At 71.1% G+C, this 15,154-nt stretch carries 13 protein-coding genes and 3 tRNA genes; 9 read left to right on the top strand and 7 right to left on the bottom strand.

Going from position 1 to position 15,154, the window contains the following annotated elements; translation table 11 throughout:
- Positions 1 to 468 precede the first annotated feature (468 nt).
- The 3 genes from CcI49_RS02190 to CcI49_RS02180 all read left to right on the top strand — a co-directional run bounded on the left by CcI49_RS02190 (position 469) and on the right by CcI49_RS02180 (position 745).
- Positions 469 to 540: transfer RNA gene (locus CcI49_RS02190), tRNA-Gly, on the top strand.
- Positions 541 to 584: 44 nt separating this feature from the next.
- Positions 585 to 656 (top strand) — tRNA-Cys (locus CcI49_RS02185).
- Between the two features lie 14 nt (positions 657 to 670).
- Positions 671 to 745 (top strand) — tRNA-Val (locus CcI49_RS02180).
- 155 nt (positions 746 to 900) lie between these two features.
- On the opposite strand, the gene CcI49_RS02175 is transcribed toward CcI49_RS02180, so the two are convergent.
- Both CcI49_RS02175 and CcI49_RS02170 read right to left on the bottom strand, forming a co-directional pair.
- The gene (locus CcI49_RS02175) at positions 901 to 1,731 is read right to left on the bottom strand and encodes an N-acetylmuramoyl-L-alanine amidase (RefSeq protein WP_076823881.1); all 831 of its coding nucleotides are present in this window, start codon (positions 1,729 to 1,731) and stop codon (positions 901 to 903) included.
- Positions 1,732 to 1,975: 244 nt separating this feature from the next.
- Positions 1,976 to 2,794: a DUF3097 domain-containing protein gene (locus CcI49_RS02170; RefSeq protein WP_006539045.1), complete on the bottom strand. Its 819-nt coding sequence runs from the start codon at positions 2,792 to 2,794 to the stop codon at positions 1,976 to 1,978.
- A gap of 185 nt (positions 2,795 to 2,979) precedes the next feature.
- Between CcI49_RS02170 and CcI49_RS02165 the strand changes: the two genes are divergently transcribed.
- Positions 2,980 to 3,570 (top strand): isochorismatase family protein, encoded by a 591-nt coding sequence (locus CcI49_RS02165; protein ID WP_054565775.1) that lies wholly within the window; start codon positions 2,980 to 2,982, stop codon positions 3,568 to 3,570.
- 49 nt (positions 3,571 to 3,619) lie between these two features.
- Here CcI49_RS02165 and CcI49_RS02160 read toward each other — a convergent pair whose 3' ends face one another.
- From CcI49_RS02160 to CcI49_RS02145, 4 genes are all read right to left on the bottom strand, one after another.
- The gene (locus tag CcI49_RS02160) at positions 3,620 to 3,910 is read right to left on the bottom strand and encodes a DUF4193 domain-containing protein (protein ID WP_006539043.1); all 291 of its coding nucleotides are present in this window, start codon (positions 3,908 to 3,910) and stop codon (positions 3,620 to 3,622) included.
- A gap of 191 nt (positions 3,911 to 4,101) precedes the next feature.
- Positions 4,102 to 4,635, bottom strand: a complete 534-nt coding sequence (locus CcI49_RS02155; RefSeq protein ID WP_054565774.1) for a DUF3145 domain-containing protein — start codon at positions 4,633 to 4,635, stop codon at positions 4,102 to 4,104.
- A 278-nt stretch (positions 4,636 to 4,913) separates the two neighbouring features.
- Positions 4,914 to 5,873 carry an SPFH domain-containing protein gene (locus CcI49_RS02150; protein ID WP_054565773.1) on the bottom strand — a complete coding sequence of 320 codons (960 nt, stop codon included), beginning with the start codon at positions 5,871 to 5,873 and terminating at the stop codon, positions 4,914 to 4,916.
- A gap of 83 nt (positions 5,874 to 5,956) precedes the next feature.
- A complete protein-coding gene (locus CcI49_RS02145; RefSeq protein WP_054565772.1) occupies positions 5,957 to 6,511 on the bottom strand; it encodes an NfeD family protein in 555 nt (184 codons plus the stop codon).
- Between the two features lie 171 nt (positions 6,512 to 6,682).
- On the opposite strand from CcI49_RS02145, the gene glgX reads away from it, so the two are divergent.
- The 3 genes from glgX to treZ all read left to right on the top strand — a co-directional run bounded on the left by glgX (position 6,683) and on the right by treZ (position 13,404).
- Positions 6,683 to 8,926: a glycogen debranching protein GlgX gene (gene glgX, locus CcI49_RS02140; protein WP_076824224.1), complete on the top strand. Its 2,244-nt coding sequence runs from the start codon at positions 6,683 to 6,685 to the stop codon at positions 8,924 to 8,926.
- Positions 8,916 to 11,507, top strand: a complete 2,592-nt coding sequence (treY, locus tag CcI49_RS02135; RefSeq protein WP_076823878.1) for a malto-oligosyltrehalose synthase — start codon at positions 8,916 to 8,918, stop codon at positions 11,505 to 11,507. Before glgX ends, treY begins: the two co-directional genes overlap by 11 nt.
- A gap of 136 nt (positions 11,508 to 11,643) precedes the next feature.
- Complete coding sequence (treZ, locus tag CcI49_RS02130; protein ID WP_076823875.1) at positions 11,644 to 13,404, top strand: malto-oligosyltrehalose trehalohydrolase; 1,761 nt, start codon at positions 11,644 to 11,646, stop codon at positions 13,402 to 13,404.
- A gap of 70 nt (positions 13,405 to 13,474) precedes the next feature.
- On the opposite strand, the gene CcI49_RS44050 is transcribed toward treZ, so the two are convergent.
- Positions 13,475 to 13,600: a hypothetical protein gene (locus tag CcI49_RS44050; protein ID WP_255354713.1), complete on the bottom strand. Its 126-nt coding sequence runs from the start codon at positions 13,598 to 13,600 to the stop codon at positions 13,475 to 13,477.
- A gap of 173 nt (positions 13,601 to 13,773) precedes the next feature.
- Here CcI49_RS44050 and CcI49_RS02125 point away from each other — a divergent pair, with 173 nt between their 5' ends.
- Both CcI49_RS02125 and CcI49_RS02120 read left to right on the top strand, forming a co-directional pair.
- Complete coding sequence (locus tag CcI49_RS02125; RefSeq protein WP_054565770.1) at positions 13,774 to 14,586, top strand: pyrimidine reductase family protein; 813 nt, start codon at positions 13,774 to 13,776, stop codon at positions 14,584 to 14,586.
- 168 nt (positions 14,587 to 14,754) lie between these two features.
- Complete coding sequence (locus CcI49_RS02120; RefSeq protein WP_054565769.1) at positions 14,755 to 15,144, top strand: hypothetical protein; 390 nt, start codon at positions 14,755 to 14,757, stop codon at positions 15,142 to 15,144.
- The last annotated feature ends 10 nt before the right edge of the window (positions 15,145 to 15,154 follow it).

Genomic DNA, 15,154 nt, shown 5'->3' with positions numbered 1-15,154 from the left:
CTCCCTGAAAGTCGTCCCCCCGTCGTGATGCCCCTGTTCGCGTACTTCATTCCGCTGACCGTATCGCCGCGGTCGACGTGGCCGCGCTCACCCCGTCACCACCCGATATACAGCGCCTACCGGCCGGCCAGTCGGCCGTGCTCCGGCCTCTGCCCACCGACCGGCGCCCTCCGGCCAGCCGGAGGGGAGGCGCCTGCACCACGAGGGCGGGCCGCCATCGCGACCTTCCGGCGACCGAGAGTGACGACCGACCGCCTCGACCAGCGCCGGCGCCGCTTCCGACGCCAAAAGTGACTGTCAGCCCAACTCGCCACCAACGATCGGGCGACATTCGAGCGACATCCCGGCACGGCGGCGTTCACATTCGACGACCGCCCCGATCGTCCGCTAGAGTGCTACCTACACCGCCAAGCGGGAAGCCGATCCGATCGGCGAACCGGGTCCCCCAAGGGGGATCAAGCGGAACATGCGGACGTGGCTCAGTGGTAGAGCATCACCTTGCCAAGGTGAGGGTCGCGGGTTCGAATCCCGTCGTCCGCTCGGAAGCGGTGTGGTCAGAGATTGCAGCCATCACGGCCTTTCGCGGCGGAGTGGCCGAGTGGTTTAGGCAAGGGCCTGCAAAGCCCTGTACGCGGGTTCGATTCCCGCCTCCGCCTCTGATCCAAATTGCGGGCGATTAGCTCAGTGGGAGAGCGCTACCTTGACACGGTAGAGGTCACTGGTTCAATCCCAGTATCGCCCACCACTCCGGATGCGCTGCGGCGCAACGGAAACGGCCACCCCGGCGGGGTGGCCGTTCTGCTGTCCGAGATCACTTCCCCTGTTGGGATCACCCGGTGGGAACTGGGTGGGAACGGACATCAGGAACGGACATCATCCGTCGCGGGCGGGCACTTGCACCTACGAGCGGCCGTCGCCCGGCGGGCTGCTGGTCAGGTACGCGGCGAGCCCGTCGGCGACACCCTCTGCCGCCCGCTGACGCCAGGCTGGATCCTTGATCCGCGCGGYGTCGCCGGGATTGCGCATGTTGCCGCACTCCAGAAAGACCTTCGGTACCCGGGAGAGGTTCAGCCCTCCGAGATCCGAGCGGATGGCGATGCCGTCGGAACCCAGATAGTCGGACCGGGCCTGCCCGGTGGCCGCGCCGAAGGACGCCCGAAGCAGGTCCGCCAGCTGGCCCGAGCTGTCCAGGATCGCGTTGTTCGACCCGTCCGGGCTGGCCGCGGGCGCGATGACATGGAATCCGCTGCCCTCCGCCGGACCCCCGTCCGCATGGATCGACACCACGGCGTCCGCGCCGGCCTCGTTGCCGATGCGGGCCCGCTCGTCGACACAGGGTCCGACGCCGTCGTCCTCGTTGCGGGTGAGGATCACCGTGGCACCCAGGGCGCGCAGGACGTCCGCCGCTCGGATCGCGACGTCGAAGTCGAACGCGTGCTCCGCGTACCCGTCGTCGGTCGAAGCGCCGACGGTGTCGCACTCCTTCTGGAAACCACCGGCGTCGACGCGCCGGTTGATGGCTGCGGGGTGGGCGCCGTTGCCACCGTTGTGACCCGGATCGAGTACCACGGTCCGCCCGAGCAGGGTCCGGGAATCCTGCGCGGAGGCGACCTCGACACCGGGAGGCCGGGCGCCGGGTGAGCTGGCGCCGTCGGGCCAGAACGCCAGTCCTGCCGAAGCGACGGCGATGAGCGCGAGCGCAGCGCCGGCGAGTACGGCAAAGGGTGACACCGCTCTGGGCGTGTTCCGGGGCCTGCTCCCGGGCCTGCTTCTGGGCAATGGACGCCCTCCGCTCCTGTCCGCCCCCCACAGGCCGACCAGCCCAGTGCCCCGCACCACGAAGCCACCGAAGGGCCGGACAATCTGAACTAGCCGTATAGAACCATATACGCGCTAGTTCTCAGCCCTCCCGTGTCAGGCCCGACAGCTCGGCCGGGCGCAGGACGCAGTCGCAGGACGGAGTCTCAGGACGGAGTCAGGGCGCGGTGACGAAATCGATCAGCTCCTCCACCGCACGCAGCAGGCCGGGCTCGAGGTCGGCGTACGAGTCGACCGCCGCGAGGATCCGCCGCCACATCTCGACGGGATCGGCGACGCCGAGCGCGGCGCAGACACCTTCCTTCCAGGGCCGCCCACGCGGAACCGTGGGCCAGGCCTGGATGCCGACCGAGGCAGGCTTCACGGCCTGCCAGATGTCGATGTACGGGTGCCCGGTGACAAGAACATGCTCGCCGGTGACGCCCGCCGCGATCCGACTCTCCTTGGAGCCCGCGACCAGGTGGTCGACAAGCACCCCGAGCCGACGGCCCGGGCCGGGCCGAAAGCCACGAACGATCTCCGGGAGGTCGTCGACACCGTCCAGCGGCTCGACGACGACTCCCTCGATCCGCAGGTCGTCACCCCACACTCGTTCGACCAGCGCGGCGTCGTGCAGGCCTTCGACGTAGATCCGGCTGGCCCGGGCCACCCGGGCGGGCAGGCCTGGGACGGCGATCGAGCCCGAGGCGGTGCGCCCCGGTGGACGCGGCGCGGCCGACCGGGCTCGGGTGAGTGTCACCGGCTCCCCGTCCAGCAGGAAGACGCCCCCGTCCAGGGGGAAGGACCGCCTGCGGCCGTGCCGGTCCTCAAGAATGACGCCGCCGGCCTCGATACCGACCACGGCGCCGCAGAAGCCCGACTCGGCGTCCTCCACGACCAGGTCTCGCTCGATCTCGACCGCCCGCGGCGGCCTGGGCGCCCTGGCGCCGGCGCTGGACTGGGCCAGGACATCGGATCCGTAGTCGCGGCTGCGCACGCCCGCAACCTACAGTGGGACAGGGACGGGCATTCCCGACGACACGCCGCCGGTGTCCCGATCGAGCCATCAGCCGCCGCCGTGGGGCGGGCCGTTGGGCGTCCGCCCGCGAAGCCCGCCCGCGGAGTCCGGCCAAGCGGGTGCGGGATCGGGCCGGCCGGCCGGCCGAGGATCGGAGCGCAGCGATGGGCACGCGTTACGGCGACGGGGTGGCGCTTCTGGTCATCGACCTGCAGAACGATTTCGCCACGGTCGGCGGCAGCCTCTACGTCGCCGGTGGCGAGGAGATCGTCGCCGGGGTCAACCAGGAGATCGCCGCGGCGGCCGACGCGGGCAGTCCGGTCTTCTACAGCCAGGACTGGCATCCGCCGGCCACACCGCACTTCGTCACCGACGGGGGTATCTGGCCGCCCCACTGCATACGTGACACGCCCGGGGCGGATTTCCATCCCGGCGTGGTGATCGCCGGTGAGGTCATCCGCAAGGGTGTCGACGGAGCGGACGGCTACTCGGCCTTCTCTGTCCGGGACCCGCGTTCGGGCGAGCGGTCCGCGACCGTGCTCGGTCAGCGGCTCGCCGCAGGAGCGGTGACGAGCGTCGTCGTGGTCGGCCTGGCGGGTGACTACTGCGTGCTGGAGACGGCCCTCGACGCCCGGGAACAGGGCCTTGAGGTGACTGTCCCGCTCGCGCTCACACGCTTCGTGGAACGCGTTTCGGGCGACCGCGAACGCGCGGTCGCCCGGATGATCGAGGCGGGGGTACGGGTACCGGCCTGACCTGCGCCGGCCAGTACCGCCCGCCGCGGCCCCGCGGCCTCACCCGCGGTCAGGCCGCACAGTCCCGGCACACCATGCGGCGAGCGTCATGCAGCTGGCTGCGGTGGTGGACCAGGTAGCAGCTGGTGCACGTGAACTCGTCCGCCTGCCGTGGCAGGACTCGGACGGTCAGTTCCTCCCCGGACAGATCGGCGCCCGGCAGGCCGAGCTCGGTCTCGAACGGATCAGCGTCGTCACCAAGGTCCGCCGCCGCGTCCGCCCGCCGGGCCTTCAGGGCCTCCAGGCTCTGCTCGGAATCCTCGAGATCGGCTGTTCGGGGGGTGTCGTAATCGGTGGCCACTGAGTTCTCCCAGAAAGGTTGTGCTCTTGTCGTGCGCAACCCACAACGCACGACCCCGGGGGTATGTGCCCGTCCGACCCACGGGAACACGATGTGGGCTTGACCACAGCAAGATGAGCAGGCGCTCATCGCCGCGCGGACGCCCGACTAAGGACGCTTCGGGCTGATCACGGTCTGTCCGGAAAAACGGCTCATCCAGTGCGCCGGAGCCAGGTGACCGGTGCGCCGTGTGCCCCGCGGCGCAGCGGTTCCAGCACATCATCCCAGGCGGTGCCGAGCAGCCGATGCAGGCCCCGGGACAGGGACTCCCGCGCCTCGCCGCGTTCCAGCAGGGCGAGCAGCGCCGCCTCGCCCACCACGACGTCCCCGTTGGCGGCGATGGCGGCGCGGTGCAGCCCCAGCTCGGGAGTGAAGGAGTACCGTTCCGCGTCACACCCCGGGGAGGGGCCTTCGACCGTCTCGAAGGTCACGTGCCCCAGCCGGCGCAGAACGGTCGCCAACCGGCCCGCTGTCCCCGGGGCCGCGCGCCACTCCAGGCCGGCGTACAGGAAGCCGGGCTGGCCCGGCTGCGCCGTCCAGGTCAGGGAGACCGGGGCGGTCAGCGCGCCGGACACGGCGAACTCCAGGTGYGGGCACAGTGCCGGCGGACACGCCAGCACGGCCAGCTTGCCCGGCACGACGTAGGACGACGTGCCGGATGACAGCTCACGAGCCGTCGATGACATTGCCACCACGCGGGACCTCCGTCGACGAGGAACGCCTTCCCCTGCGTCTCGTCACGTGAGCCCCTCGAATACCAGTCGATCGTGCCATGACCAGCGGGCCAGGACTAGACCCGCCCCCTCCCCTGGTGCCAGTTGTGGCGTGCCCCACCCCAACAGAGTGACTGGTTCTATCGCCCGCCCGGACCAGTGAGCCTTTTCCGTGGTCGGCTCAGGCTTCGGCCTCCCTGACCGTGGGCCGTGAGGTGGAAAGGGCCCACCTCGGACCAGCACGGGCCGGATCAGGCGATGGGTTCCTCCGCCGTGGTGGGGCCGGTCTGCCCGGCGGGGCCGTTGGCCGGGCCGCGGGTGGCCCGGTCGGCGCGGGCCTCGACGTCGAACAGCCCGCCGGGGCCGGCCAGGCCCCCCAGCGCGGAGGTCAGCTCGCTCGGCACGATCCACAGCTTGCTCGCCTGCCCCTGAGCCAGCCGCGGCAGCATCTGCAGGTACTGGTAGGCGAGGAGCTTCTGGTCCGGGTCGCCCTCGTGGATGGCACCGAAGACCGTCCCGATCGCCTTCGCCTCACCTTCAGCGGCCAGGATCTGTGCCTCCCGGTGGCCTTCCGCTCGCAGGATCGCGGCCTGCTTCTCACCCTCCGCGCGAAGGATCTCGCTGGCCTTCACCCCCTCGGCGGTCAGGATCGCGGCCCGACGGTCCCGCTCGGCCCGCATCTGCTTCTCCATGGAGTCCTGGATGGAGCGCGGCGGGTCGATCGCCTTCAGTTCCACCCGGTTCACCCGGATGCCCCACCGGCCGGTCGCCTCGTCGAGGACGCCGCGCAGCTGCCCGTTGATCTGGTCCCGCGAGGTCAGCGTCGCCTCCAGGTTCATGCCGCCGATCACGTTACGCAGCGTGGTGACCGTGAGCTGCTCGATCGCGCGGATGAAGTCGGCGATCTCGTACGTCGCCGCACGCGGGTCGGTGACCTGGAAGTAGATGACCGTGTCGATGCCCACGACCAGGTTGTCCTCGGTGATGACCGGCTGGGGCGGAAAGCTCACGACCTGCTCCCGCAGGTCGATGCGTTCCCGGATCCGATCCATGATCGGTACCACGATCGCCAGCCCCGGTGTCAGCGTGCGGTGGTAGCGGCCCAGCCGCTCCACCACCATCGCCCGCGCCTGCGGAACGATCCGCACGGACCGAACCAGGAAGATCAGAACTACCAGCGCCACCACCGCGGCCGCGATGACTCCGCCCATCTCTACTCCTTTCCTTGGTCAAGGCCGAGGTCCCGATCCCCGGCATACGTCCGAGACGATGCAACGGCACGCCCGGAACCGGCCTAGGCGGGAGTCACCGGCCCGCCTGCGCCCAGCCCGCCGGAACCGGGCCCCCCGGAACCGGGCCCGCCGGAACCCGGGTCGGGCGGGTCGAGGCCGGGCAGGTCGAGGCCGGGCGGCAGGTTCGGCTCGCTGCGGCAGACGACGGCCCGGGCGCCCTCGATCCGCAGCACCAGCACGGTCGCGCCGACGTCCAGCACGTCGGTGTCCGGGAACGATCGCGCGGACCAGACCTCGCCGGCCAGCCGCACCCGTCCGTCCCGCCCGTCGACCCGTTCGAGGACCTCCGCTCGCGCACCGACCAGCGCCTCCGTTCCGGTCCGCAGCTCCGGCCCGTGCTGTAGGTGGCGCCGCGCGACCGGCCGCAGGCCGAGGGTGAGGCCGGTCGAAGCGGCGGCGAAGACGACGAGCTGTGCGATCAGATTCCCGCCCAGGGCGGCGACGCCCGCGCTGAGCAGAGCGGCGACCGAGAACATGATCAGTATCAGGTTCAGGGTGAACAGCTCCCCCACCAGCAGGGCACCGGCCACGACGACCCAGACGACCTCATCCGCCATGGGACTCCCCCTCCCGCGGCCACCACAGCAGCGATCGGCGAAACAACCGGGCGCCGGACAGGGCGACCAGTCAAACGATCAACAAGAAACGCAGTGGTGGCAGCCAACGGCCGCCCGCGGTTCGCGCGCCAGCCGGTCAGCGACGGGTGGCGAGCCGTAGGCTTCGTGCGTATGTCGCAGGTCTGGCCAGGCAGCCCTTACCCCCTCGGCGCCACCTTTGACGGATCGGGCACCAACTTCGCGATCTTCTCCGAAGTCGCCGAGCGTGTCGAGCTCTGTCTGTTCGACGCCGCGGGCACCGAGCGGCGGATCGAGCTGCGGGAGCGCGACGCGTTCGTGTGGCACGCCTACCTGCCCGCCGTGCTGCCCGGGCAGCGGTACGGCTACCGCGTCCACGGGCCTCATGATCCCGCACGTGGCCACCGGTGCAACCCCAGCAAGCTTCTGCTGGATCCGTACGCCAAGGCGGTGGACGGCGAGGTCGACTGGGACCAGGCCGTCTTCGGCTACAACTTCGGCGATCCGGACAGCGTGAACACCGCGGACTCCGCGCCGCACATGATGAAGTCGGTGGTGATCAGCCCGTTCTTCGACTGGAACGGCGACCGCCCGCCCCGTCGCCCGTACCACGAGACGGTGATCTACGAAGCCCACGTGCGCGGTCTGACCATGCGCCACGAGGGCCTGCCCGAGGAGTACCGCGGCACCTACGCGGGGGTGGCGCATCCGGTGATGATCGACCATTATCACCGTCTGGGCGTGACGGCCATCGAGCTGCTGCCCGTCCACCAGTTCGTCCACGACGAGCACCTCGTCCGCCGCGGCCTGCGTAACTACTGGGGCTACAACTCCATCGCGTTCCTGGCGCCGCACAACGGCTACTCGTCCGCCGGCGGCGACGGGCGGCAGGTCCAGGAGTTCAAGTCCATGGTGCGCAACCTGCACGAGGCGGGCATCGAGGTGATCCTCGATGTGGTCTACAACCACACCGCCGAGGGAAACCACATGGGCCCGATGCTGTGCTTCCGCGGCATCGACAACCAGGCCTACTACCGGCTGGTCGACGACGACCAGAGATACTACATGGACTACACCGGCACCGGGAACAGCATGCGGGTCCGGCATCCGCACGTCCTTCAGCTGATCATGGACTCACTGCGGTACTGGGTGACCGAGATGCATGTGGACGGATTCCGCTTCGACCTCGCGGCGACCCTGGCCAGGGAGTTCTACGACGTCGACCGGCTGTCCTCCTTCTTCGACCTCGTCCAGCAGGACCCGGTGGTCTCCCAGGTCAAGCTGATCGCCGAGCCGTGGGACCTGGGCGAAGGCGGCTACCAGGTCGGCAACTTCCCGCCGCTGTGGACCGAATGGAACGGAAAGTACCGCGACACCGTCCGTGACTTCTGGCGCGGTCAGGACCACGGCATCGCCGAGTTCGCCTCCCGGCTGACCGGCTCCTCGGACCTCTACGAGAGCAGCGGCCGGCGGCCGTGGGCATCCATCAACTTCATCACCGCCCACGACGGCTTCACCCTGCGGGACCTGGTCTCCTACAACGACAAGCACAACGAGGCCAACGGCGAGGAGAACCGGGACGGCTCGGACGACAACCGGTCCTGGAACTGCGGGGTCGAGGGGCCCAGCGACGATCCCGTGATCAACCGTCTGCGGGGCGCCCAGGCGCGCAACCTGCTCACCACCCTGCTGCTCTCACAGGGGGTGCCCATGCTGGTGGCCGGCGACGAGATGGGCCGCACCCAGCACGGGAACAACAACGCCTACTGCCAGGACACCGCCGTCTCCTGGCTGGACTGGGCGGACGCCGAACGCAACGCCGATCTCGTCGAGTTCACCGCCCAGGTGGCCCATCTACGGCGGGCGCACCCGGTCTTCCAGCGTCGCCGGTACTTCCAGGGCGAGGCGGGCCGCGGCTCGGCCGGTGGCGGCTACCACGCTGCTGGCACCCGCGACGCAGCCGGCGACCCCAACGCGGGTGAACAGCCGGGCGGCGCGGAAACCTCCGACCCGGCCGCGAAGGACATAGTCTGGCTTCGTCCCGACGGTAGCGAGATGTCCGACACCGACTGGGAGTCCGGCACGGCGCGCTCGCTCGGCTGCTATCTGAACGGGCACGGCATACCGGACCCCAACGCGCTCGGAGAGGCGATCGTCGACGACTCCTTCCTGCTGTTCTTCAACGCCCACCACGAGCCGATCAGGTTCGTGGTACCACCGGGCAACTTCGGCACCACCTGGGAGATCATCGTGGACACGCGCTCATCCAGCGCCGAGATCGCGGCGATGCTCGGTGGCGTCGGGGCTTATGCCACCGACGCCGAGCAGGTGATCAAGGCCGAGGACCCGCTCGAGATCGACGCTCGGGCCACCCTCGTGCTGCGCCGTGTCAGCTGACTGGCCCGGCGGCCCGGACCGGACCGGGCCCGCCGAGCGACACGCCCCCGACCGCCGTCGGGACGGCGGGGCCGGGCGGGTCGGCGGGCCCGGGCAGGGCGGCCCACACGACGGCGGCGAGCGCCGGGGCATCCCCACCGGGACCTACCGGCTCCAGCTCCACATGGAGTTCGGGTTCACCGACGCCGCCGTGATCATTCCGTACCTGTCGGCGCTGGGGGTCTCCCACCTCTACCTGTCGCCGATCCTCGAAGCGGCGCCCGGGTCGACGCACGGCTACGACGTCGTCGACCACACCCAGATCAACCCCGAGCTGGGCGGGCTCGGCGGCCTGCGCCGGCTGGTGGCGGCCGCCCGCCGCGCCGGGCTGGCCCTCATCGCGGACGTCGTCCCCAACCACATGGCCGTGCTGACTCCCGGAACGACGAACACGGCCTGGTGGTCGGTGCTGCGCGAGGGGCCGGACTCCCCCTACGCCTCCTGGTTCGACATCGACTGGGACTCCCCCGAGAACCCGGGGCGGGTGCTGCTGCCCCTGCTCGGCCAGTCGCTCGCCGACAGCCTCGCCGCCGACGAGATCAGCGTCGAGCAGGACGAGGACGGCGAATGGGTCATCGTCTACTACGACCACGTGCTCCCGGTCGCGGCGGGCACGGCCGACCCGTCCGACGTCGCAGCGACCCTGGACGCGCAGTACTACCGGCTGTGCTGGTGGCGCGTCGGCGGGACGGAGCTGAACTACCGCCGTTTCTTCGACATCTCCTCGCTCGCCGGGCTGCGGCAGGAGGACCCCGACGTCTTCGCCGCCACCCACCGCCTGCTGATCGAGCAGGTCCGCTCCGGGAACCTGGAGGGCCTGCGCATCGATCATCCGGACGGCCTCGCCGACCCGGAGGAGTACCTGCGCCAGCTGTCCGACGCGACGGGCGGTGTCTGGACGGTGATCGAGAAGATCATCGAGCGTGAGGAGGCCCTGCCGGACAACTGGGCCTGCGACGGCACCACCGGCTACGAAGCGCTGAACCGGCTGACCCGGCTCTTCCTGGACCCGGTGTCCGCCCGCACGATGGGCACCCTCTACGCCGAGGTCACCGGCCGCTCCCCCGACTTCGCGCTGGTGGCCCGGCAGGCCAAGATGGACGTCCTGACCAGCGTGCTGCGGCCCGAGGTCGACCGGCTCACCGGCCTGGCGCTGGCCGAGGCCCGCCGCGACCGCGCCGACCTCACCCGGGCCGGTCTGCGGGAGGCGCTGCGGGAGGTCCTCGCCGCCTTCGAGGTGTACCGCGCCTACATCCGACCGGACGGAACACCGAGCCTGGAGGCCCGCGGGCACATCGTCCGGGCCTGCGAGCAGGCCCGGCTGACACTGCCCGGCCGGACCAGCGAGATCGATCTCATCGAGGATCTGGCACTGGCCGGGCCACCCGAGTTCGTGGTGCGCTTCCAGCAGACCTGCGGCCCGGTGATGGCCAAGGGCGTCGAGGACACCGCCTTCTACCGGTACGTCCCGATGGTCGCGCTCAACGAGGTCGGGGGCGCTCCGGGCGACTTCCCGGCCTACCCGACCGGGCATCCGCGCAGCGCCGTCAACGAGTTCCACGAAGCCAACATCAGCACCCAGCGCACCTGGCCGCTGACGATGACCACCCTGTCCACCCACGACACCAAGCGCTCCGAGGACGTGCGGGCCCGGCTCGCCGTGCTGTCGGAGGACCCGCGGGGCTGGGCCGACATCGTGCGGCGGCTGGCCCGCCTGGGCGAGCGGCACGCCGACCCGGAGGCGGGCTGGCCCGATCCGGTCACGATGTACCTGCTGGTGCAGACCCTGGTCGGCGCGTGGCCGATCTCGGCCGAACGGGTGTCCCAGTACATGGTCAAGGMGGTGCGGGAGGCCAAGCACTTCACCACCTGGGCGGACACCGACCCCGCGTACGAGGCGGCGCTGACCAACTACATCGAGGGCGCCCTGGAGGACGAGGACTTCGTCGCGGCCCTCGACACCTACGTCTCGACGCTGGTGGAGCTCGGCCGGCAGAACAGCCTCGCGCAGAAGCTGCTCCAGCTCACGATGCCCGGCATACCGGACGTCTACCAGGGCCAGGAGCTGTGGGACCACTCGCTGGTCGATCCCGACAACCGGCGTCCGGTCAACTTCGGTGAGCGGACCAAGATGCTCACCGAGCTGGGCGTGGAGCCCGGATCCGAGCTCGCCGCACCGAAACGCCCGCCCCTGCTCGACGACTCGGGCGCGGCGAAGCTGCTGGTCGTCGCGCGGGCGCTGCGCATCCGCCGGGACCATCCGGAGTGGTTCGGCGAGCACGGCAGCTACCGGCCGCTGTGGGCGTCCGGGTCGGCCGCCGAGCACGTGGTCGCCTTCTGCCGGGCGGAGTCGGTGGTCACCGTCGTCCCGCGGCTCGTGCTCGGTCTGCGGCGCGGCGGCGGCTGGCGTGACACCACCGTCACGCTGCCCGAGGGCCGCTGGGCCGACGTGCTCACCGGCCGCCGGCACGACGGTGGGACCGCCTACGTGCTGCGACTGCTGCGTGACTTCCCGGTGAGCCTGCTGATCCGCACCCCGTAGTTCCAGAGTCGCCGTAGTTCCAGAGTCGCCGTAGTTCCGGATCATCCGTGGTTGCGGAGCATCCGTGGTTCCAGCGCATCCGTAGTTCCAGGGCATCCGTGGTTGCAGGACATCCACGGTTTCAGGACAGGAGACCATGAGCTACTTCCGGGTGTGGGCACCGGCCGCGAAGACCGTCAGCCTGGTCGTGTCGGACACGGTGCACCAGATGGCCGGTGCCCCCGGCGGGTGGTGGACCGTCGAGGTGCCGTCCGCCCGGCACGGGACGGACTACGCCTACCTCCTCGATGACAGCGAGCAGGAGCTGCCCGACCCGCGGTCAGCCTGGCAGCCGCACGGGGTGCACGGCCGCTCCCGGCTCGTCGACCACGCCCGCTTCCCCTGGACGGACGTCCACTGGCGCGGGGTGCCGCTGGCCGGCAGCGTGCTCTACGAGCTCCACGTCGGCACGTTCACGCCGCAGGGCACCTTCGACGCGGCGATCGAGCGGCTCGACCACCTCGCGGACCTCGGTATCGACATCGTCGAGCTGCTGCCGGTCAACGCGTACCCGGGGCGGCACGGCTGGGGTTATGACGGGGTCGGGCTGTTCGCCGTCCACGAGCCCTACGGCGGCCCGGAGGGCCTCAAACGCTTCGTGGACGCCGCACACGCCCGCGGCCTCGGCGTGATCATGGACGTCGTCTACAACCATCTCGGACCGGACGGCAACTACCTCGGCCGGTTCGGCCCCTATTTCACCGACCGCTACAGCACCCCGTGGGGCCCGGCGGTCAACCTGGACACCCCCGGTTCGGACGAGGTCCGCGCGTTCATCATCGACAGCGCGCTGGCCTGGCTGCGGGACTACCACTGCGACGGGCTACGCCTGGACGCGGTGCACGCGTTCGTCGACAACCGGGCCCGGCACCTGCTGGAGGAGATCTCCGACGCGGTGCACCGGCTCGGCACCCAGCAACGCCGGCCGCTGTTCGCGGTGGCGGAGTCCGACCTCAACGACCCACGAATGATCACCGCACCCGAGGCGGGCGGCCACGGTCTCGACGGGCAGTGGGCGGACGACATCCACCACGCGCTGTGGTCCACCCTTTCCGGGGAGCGGCAGGGCTACTACGGGGACTTCGGCTCGTTCGAGACGCTGAGCAAGGCGCTGAGCTCCGCGTTCGTCCACGACGGCGAGTACTCGACGTTCCGCGGCCGGGCCCACGGCCGGCCGGTGCCACGCCGGACACCGGCCTACCGGTTCGTCACGTTCCTGCAGAACCACGACCAGATCGGCAACCGGGCAACCGGTGACCGCGCCAGCGCCACGCTCAGCGACGGCCGGCTGCGCATCGGAGCCGCGCTGCTGCTCACCGCGCCGTTCACCCCGATGCTGTTCATGGGCGAGGAGTGGGGGGCCACCACACCGTGGCAGTACTTCACCGACCACACCGACCCGGGGCTCGCGGAGGCGGTGCGGACCGGGCGGCGCAGCGAGTTCGCCGCCCACGGGTGGGGGCCCCAGGACGTCCCCGACCCGCAGGACCCGGCGACCTTCGAACGGTCCCGGCTGGACTGGGTCGAACGTGACCAGCCCGGTCCTGCCTCGCTGCTCGACTGGCACCGGCGCCTGATCGCCCTGCGCCGGCGGCTCCCGCAGCTCAGTGATCCCGCGCTGGATTCCGTGCGCTGCTCCTACGACGAGCGAGCGAACTGGTTCGTGCTGCGCCGGCTCTCCCGCGACGGTGACGTCGCCGTGGTGTGCAACCTGGGTACCGAGCGGCAGAGTGTGCCGGTGGACGGGGTGCCCTTCGACGCGCCGGCGGCCTCCCGGCCCGGCTTCACCTACATGCCCGGCCGGGTCGAACTGGCGGGCGAGTCCGTCGTCGTGGTGCGCCTGCTGCCGACGGCCTGACCCACTCGCCGGCCTGGCCGGCCCGACGGTCCGGTCGGCAGCCCGATCGACGACCGGGCCGGCGGGCGGCTCAACGGCCGGGTCGGCGGGCGGCTCGACGGCGGGCCGCGTTGCGGTTCAGCAGGTAGTACAGCGAGCCGAGCCCGGCAAGGCTGACGATCAGAACACAGATCAGAAGCAGCACGTACGTGTTCACGCATTCATCCTGGCACTCCCGCGGGGACACCGACGGCGGCGGCCCGTGCGGCGCGGTGCTTTCGCCGGGTGTCCGCGGTGCCTTCGCCGGGTGTCCGCGGGCGTYTGGCGGGCCTGGCGAAAGCACCTGCGGCCGGACACCGGTACCACCGGGTGGCGGCTACAGTCGGGCAGATGCGTGTCCTTCTGTCCACCAGCGCCCCTGCTGCCGCGGGTGCCTTCGGGAGTACACACACCGAGGCGAGCGGTACCGGAACCGTCGATCTCGACACCGCGTACGCGCTGCCCGAGCCGGTGCCGGGCGTCCCCCACGTACGGTCCAACTTCGTCACCTCCGTCGACGGAGCCATCGAGATCGAAGGCCGGTCGGGCGGGCTCGGCGGACCGGCCGACCGGTTGGTGTTCCGCACCCTGCGCTGGCTGTCCGACGTGGTGCTGGTGGGCGCGGGCACCGTCCGAGTCGAGGACTACGGCCCCGTTCCCGTGCCGGCCGAACGCCAGGAGCGGCGGGTCGCCGCGGGGCTTGCGGCCGTGCCCCCGGTCGCCGTCGTCAGCGGCCGGCTCGACCTCGACCCGCAGGCCCGGCTGTTCGGCGGGGCGGTACGCCCGCTGCTGCTGACCTCCGAGGCGGCGCCGGCCCAGGCGCGGCGTGCCCTGGAGCCGGTCGCGGACATCGTGATCTGTGGGGAACGGACCGTCGAGCCGCCGGCCGTGCTCGCCGCCCTCGCCGCCCGGGGCCTGCTGCGGGTGCTGACCGAGGGCGGCCCGAGCCTGCATGCCCAGTTCGCCCGGGCCGGGCTGTTGGACGAGGCCTGCGTGACGCTCGCTCCGGTGCTGGCCGGCCCGGGGCGGCTCGGGATGATGACCGGTCCAGCCTGGGCGGCACCGCTCGGCCTGCGGCTCGTGCACGTGCTCGAGGAGAGCGACGTCCTCTTCCTGCGGCTCGCCCGGACGCCCGATGCCGATTCCGACTCGGCCGGGCGGTGAATCCCGGGACGCGGTCTCTGGACGACTTCACGTTGTCCACAGTCCGGGTCTGAAGCGGGCCGCCACCATCGGCCACGCCTAGCGTCGATCACGTCCTTCGGGGCCGCGCGACCGCACCGCGGAACGCCGGCCCCGCCCTGACGGATCACTGCTACGGACGGCGGCACAATGCCCTCACCTCAGCCCGGCGCGGCACTCCGGATCAACACAGCACCCCAGATCGGCACAGCACCCCAACCCAGCGTCCCGAACCGGTATCTGCAGGCGGTCGAGGCCGCGCTGGCGGTCGCGGTGGCGGGGCGCCAAGCGGTGTCCGACGCGTTCGACGTGCTGTTCGTCGAGGCCACCGCGGGTGGCTGGCAGGGCCGGGTGGCGGACGACTGGTGGCGCCAGGCCGCGGACCAGCGCGCGGCCGCCCTCGGCAATCTCGAGGCGTGCGTCACCGAGTGCCGCGGCCTGCTCGCCGGCCAGTCCGAGCTGGTGGGCCTCGACGACCCCCGGGCACGCCATCCCGGCCCGGCCCGGGCGGTGCCCATGGCGCCAGCCGGGCGCCGGTAGGCAGCGCAGG

Source organism: Frankia sp. CcI49 (genome assembly GCF_001983215.1).
GTDB classification, from domain to species: domain Bacteria; phylum Actinomycetota; class Actinomycetes; order Frankiales; family Frankiaceae; genus Parafrankia; species Parafrankia irregularis.
This window is presented reverse-complemented; position numbering and strand designations above follow the sequence as displayed.

Excerpts from the sequence above, each read along its gene's own strand:
- CcI49_RS02165 (WP_054565775.1), top strand. The coding sequence starts at position 2,980 with ATGGGCACGCGTTACGGCGACGGGGTGGCGCTTCTGGTCATCGACCTG.
- CcI49_RS02150 (WP_054565773.1), bottom strand. The coding sequence starts at position 5,873 with ATGGGCGGAGTCATCGCGGCCGCGGTGGTGGCGCTGGTAGTTCTGATC.
- CcI49_RS02145 (WP_054565772.1), bottom strand. The coding sequence starts at position 6,511 with ATGGCGGATGAGGTCGTCTGGGTCGTCGTGGCCGGTGCCCTGCTGGTG.
- glgX (WP_076824224.1), top strand. The coding sequence starts at position 6,683 with ATGTCGCAGGTCTGGCCAGGCAGCCCTTACCCCCTCGGCGCCACCTTT.
- treZ (WP_076823875.1), top strand. The coding sequence starts at position 11,644 with ATGAGCTACTTCCGGGTGTGGGCACCGGCCGCGAAGACCGTCAGCCTG.
- CcI49_RS02125 (WP_054565770.1), top strand. The coding sequence starts at position 13,774 with ATGCGTGTCCTTCTGTCCACCAGCGCCCCTGCTGCCGCGGGTGCCTTC.
- CcI49_RS02120 (WP_054565769.1), top strand. The coding sequence starts at position 14,755 with ATGCCCTCACCTCAGCCCGGCGCGGCACTCCGGATCAACACAGCACCC.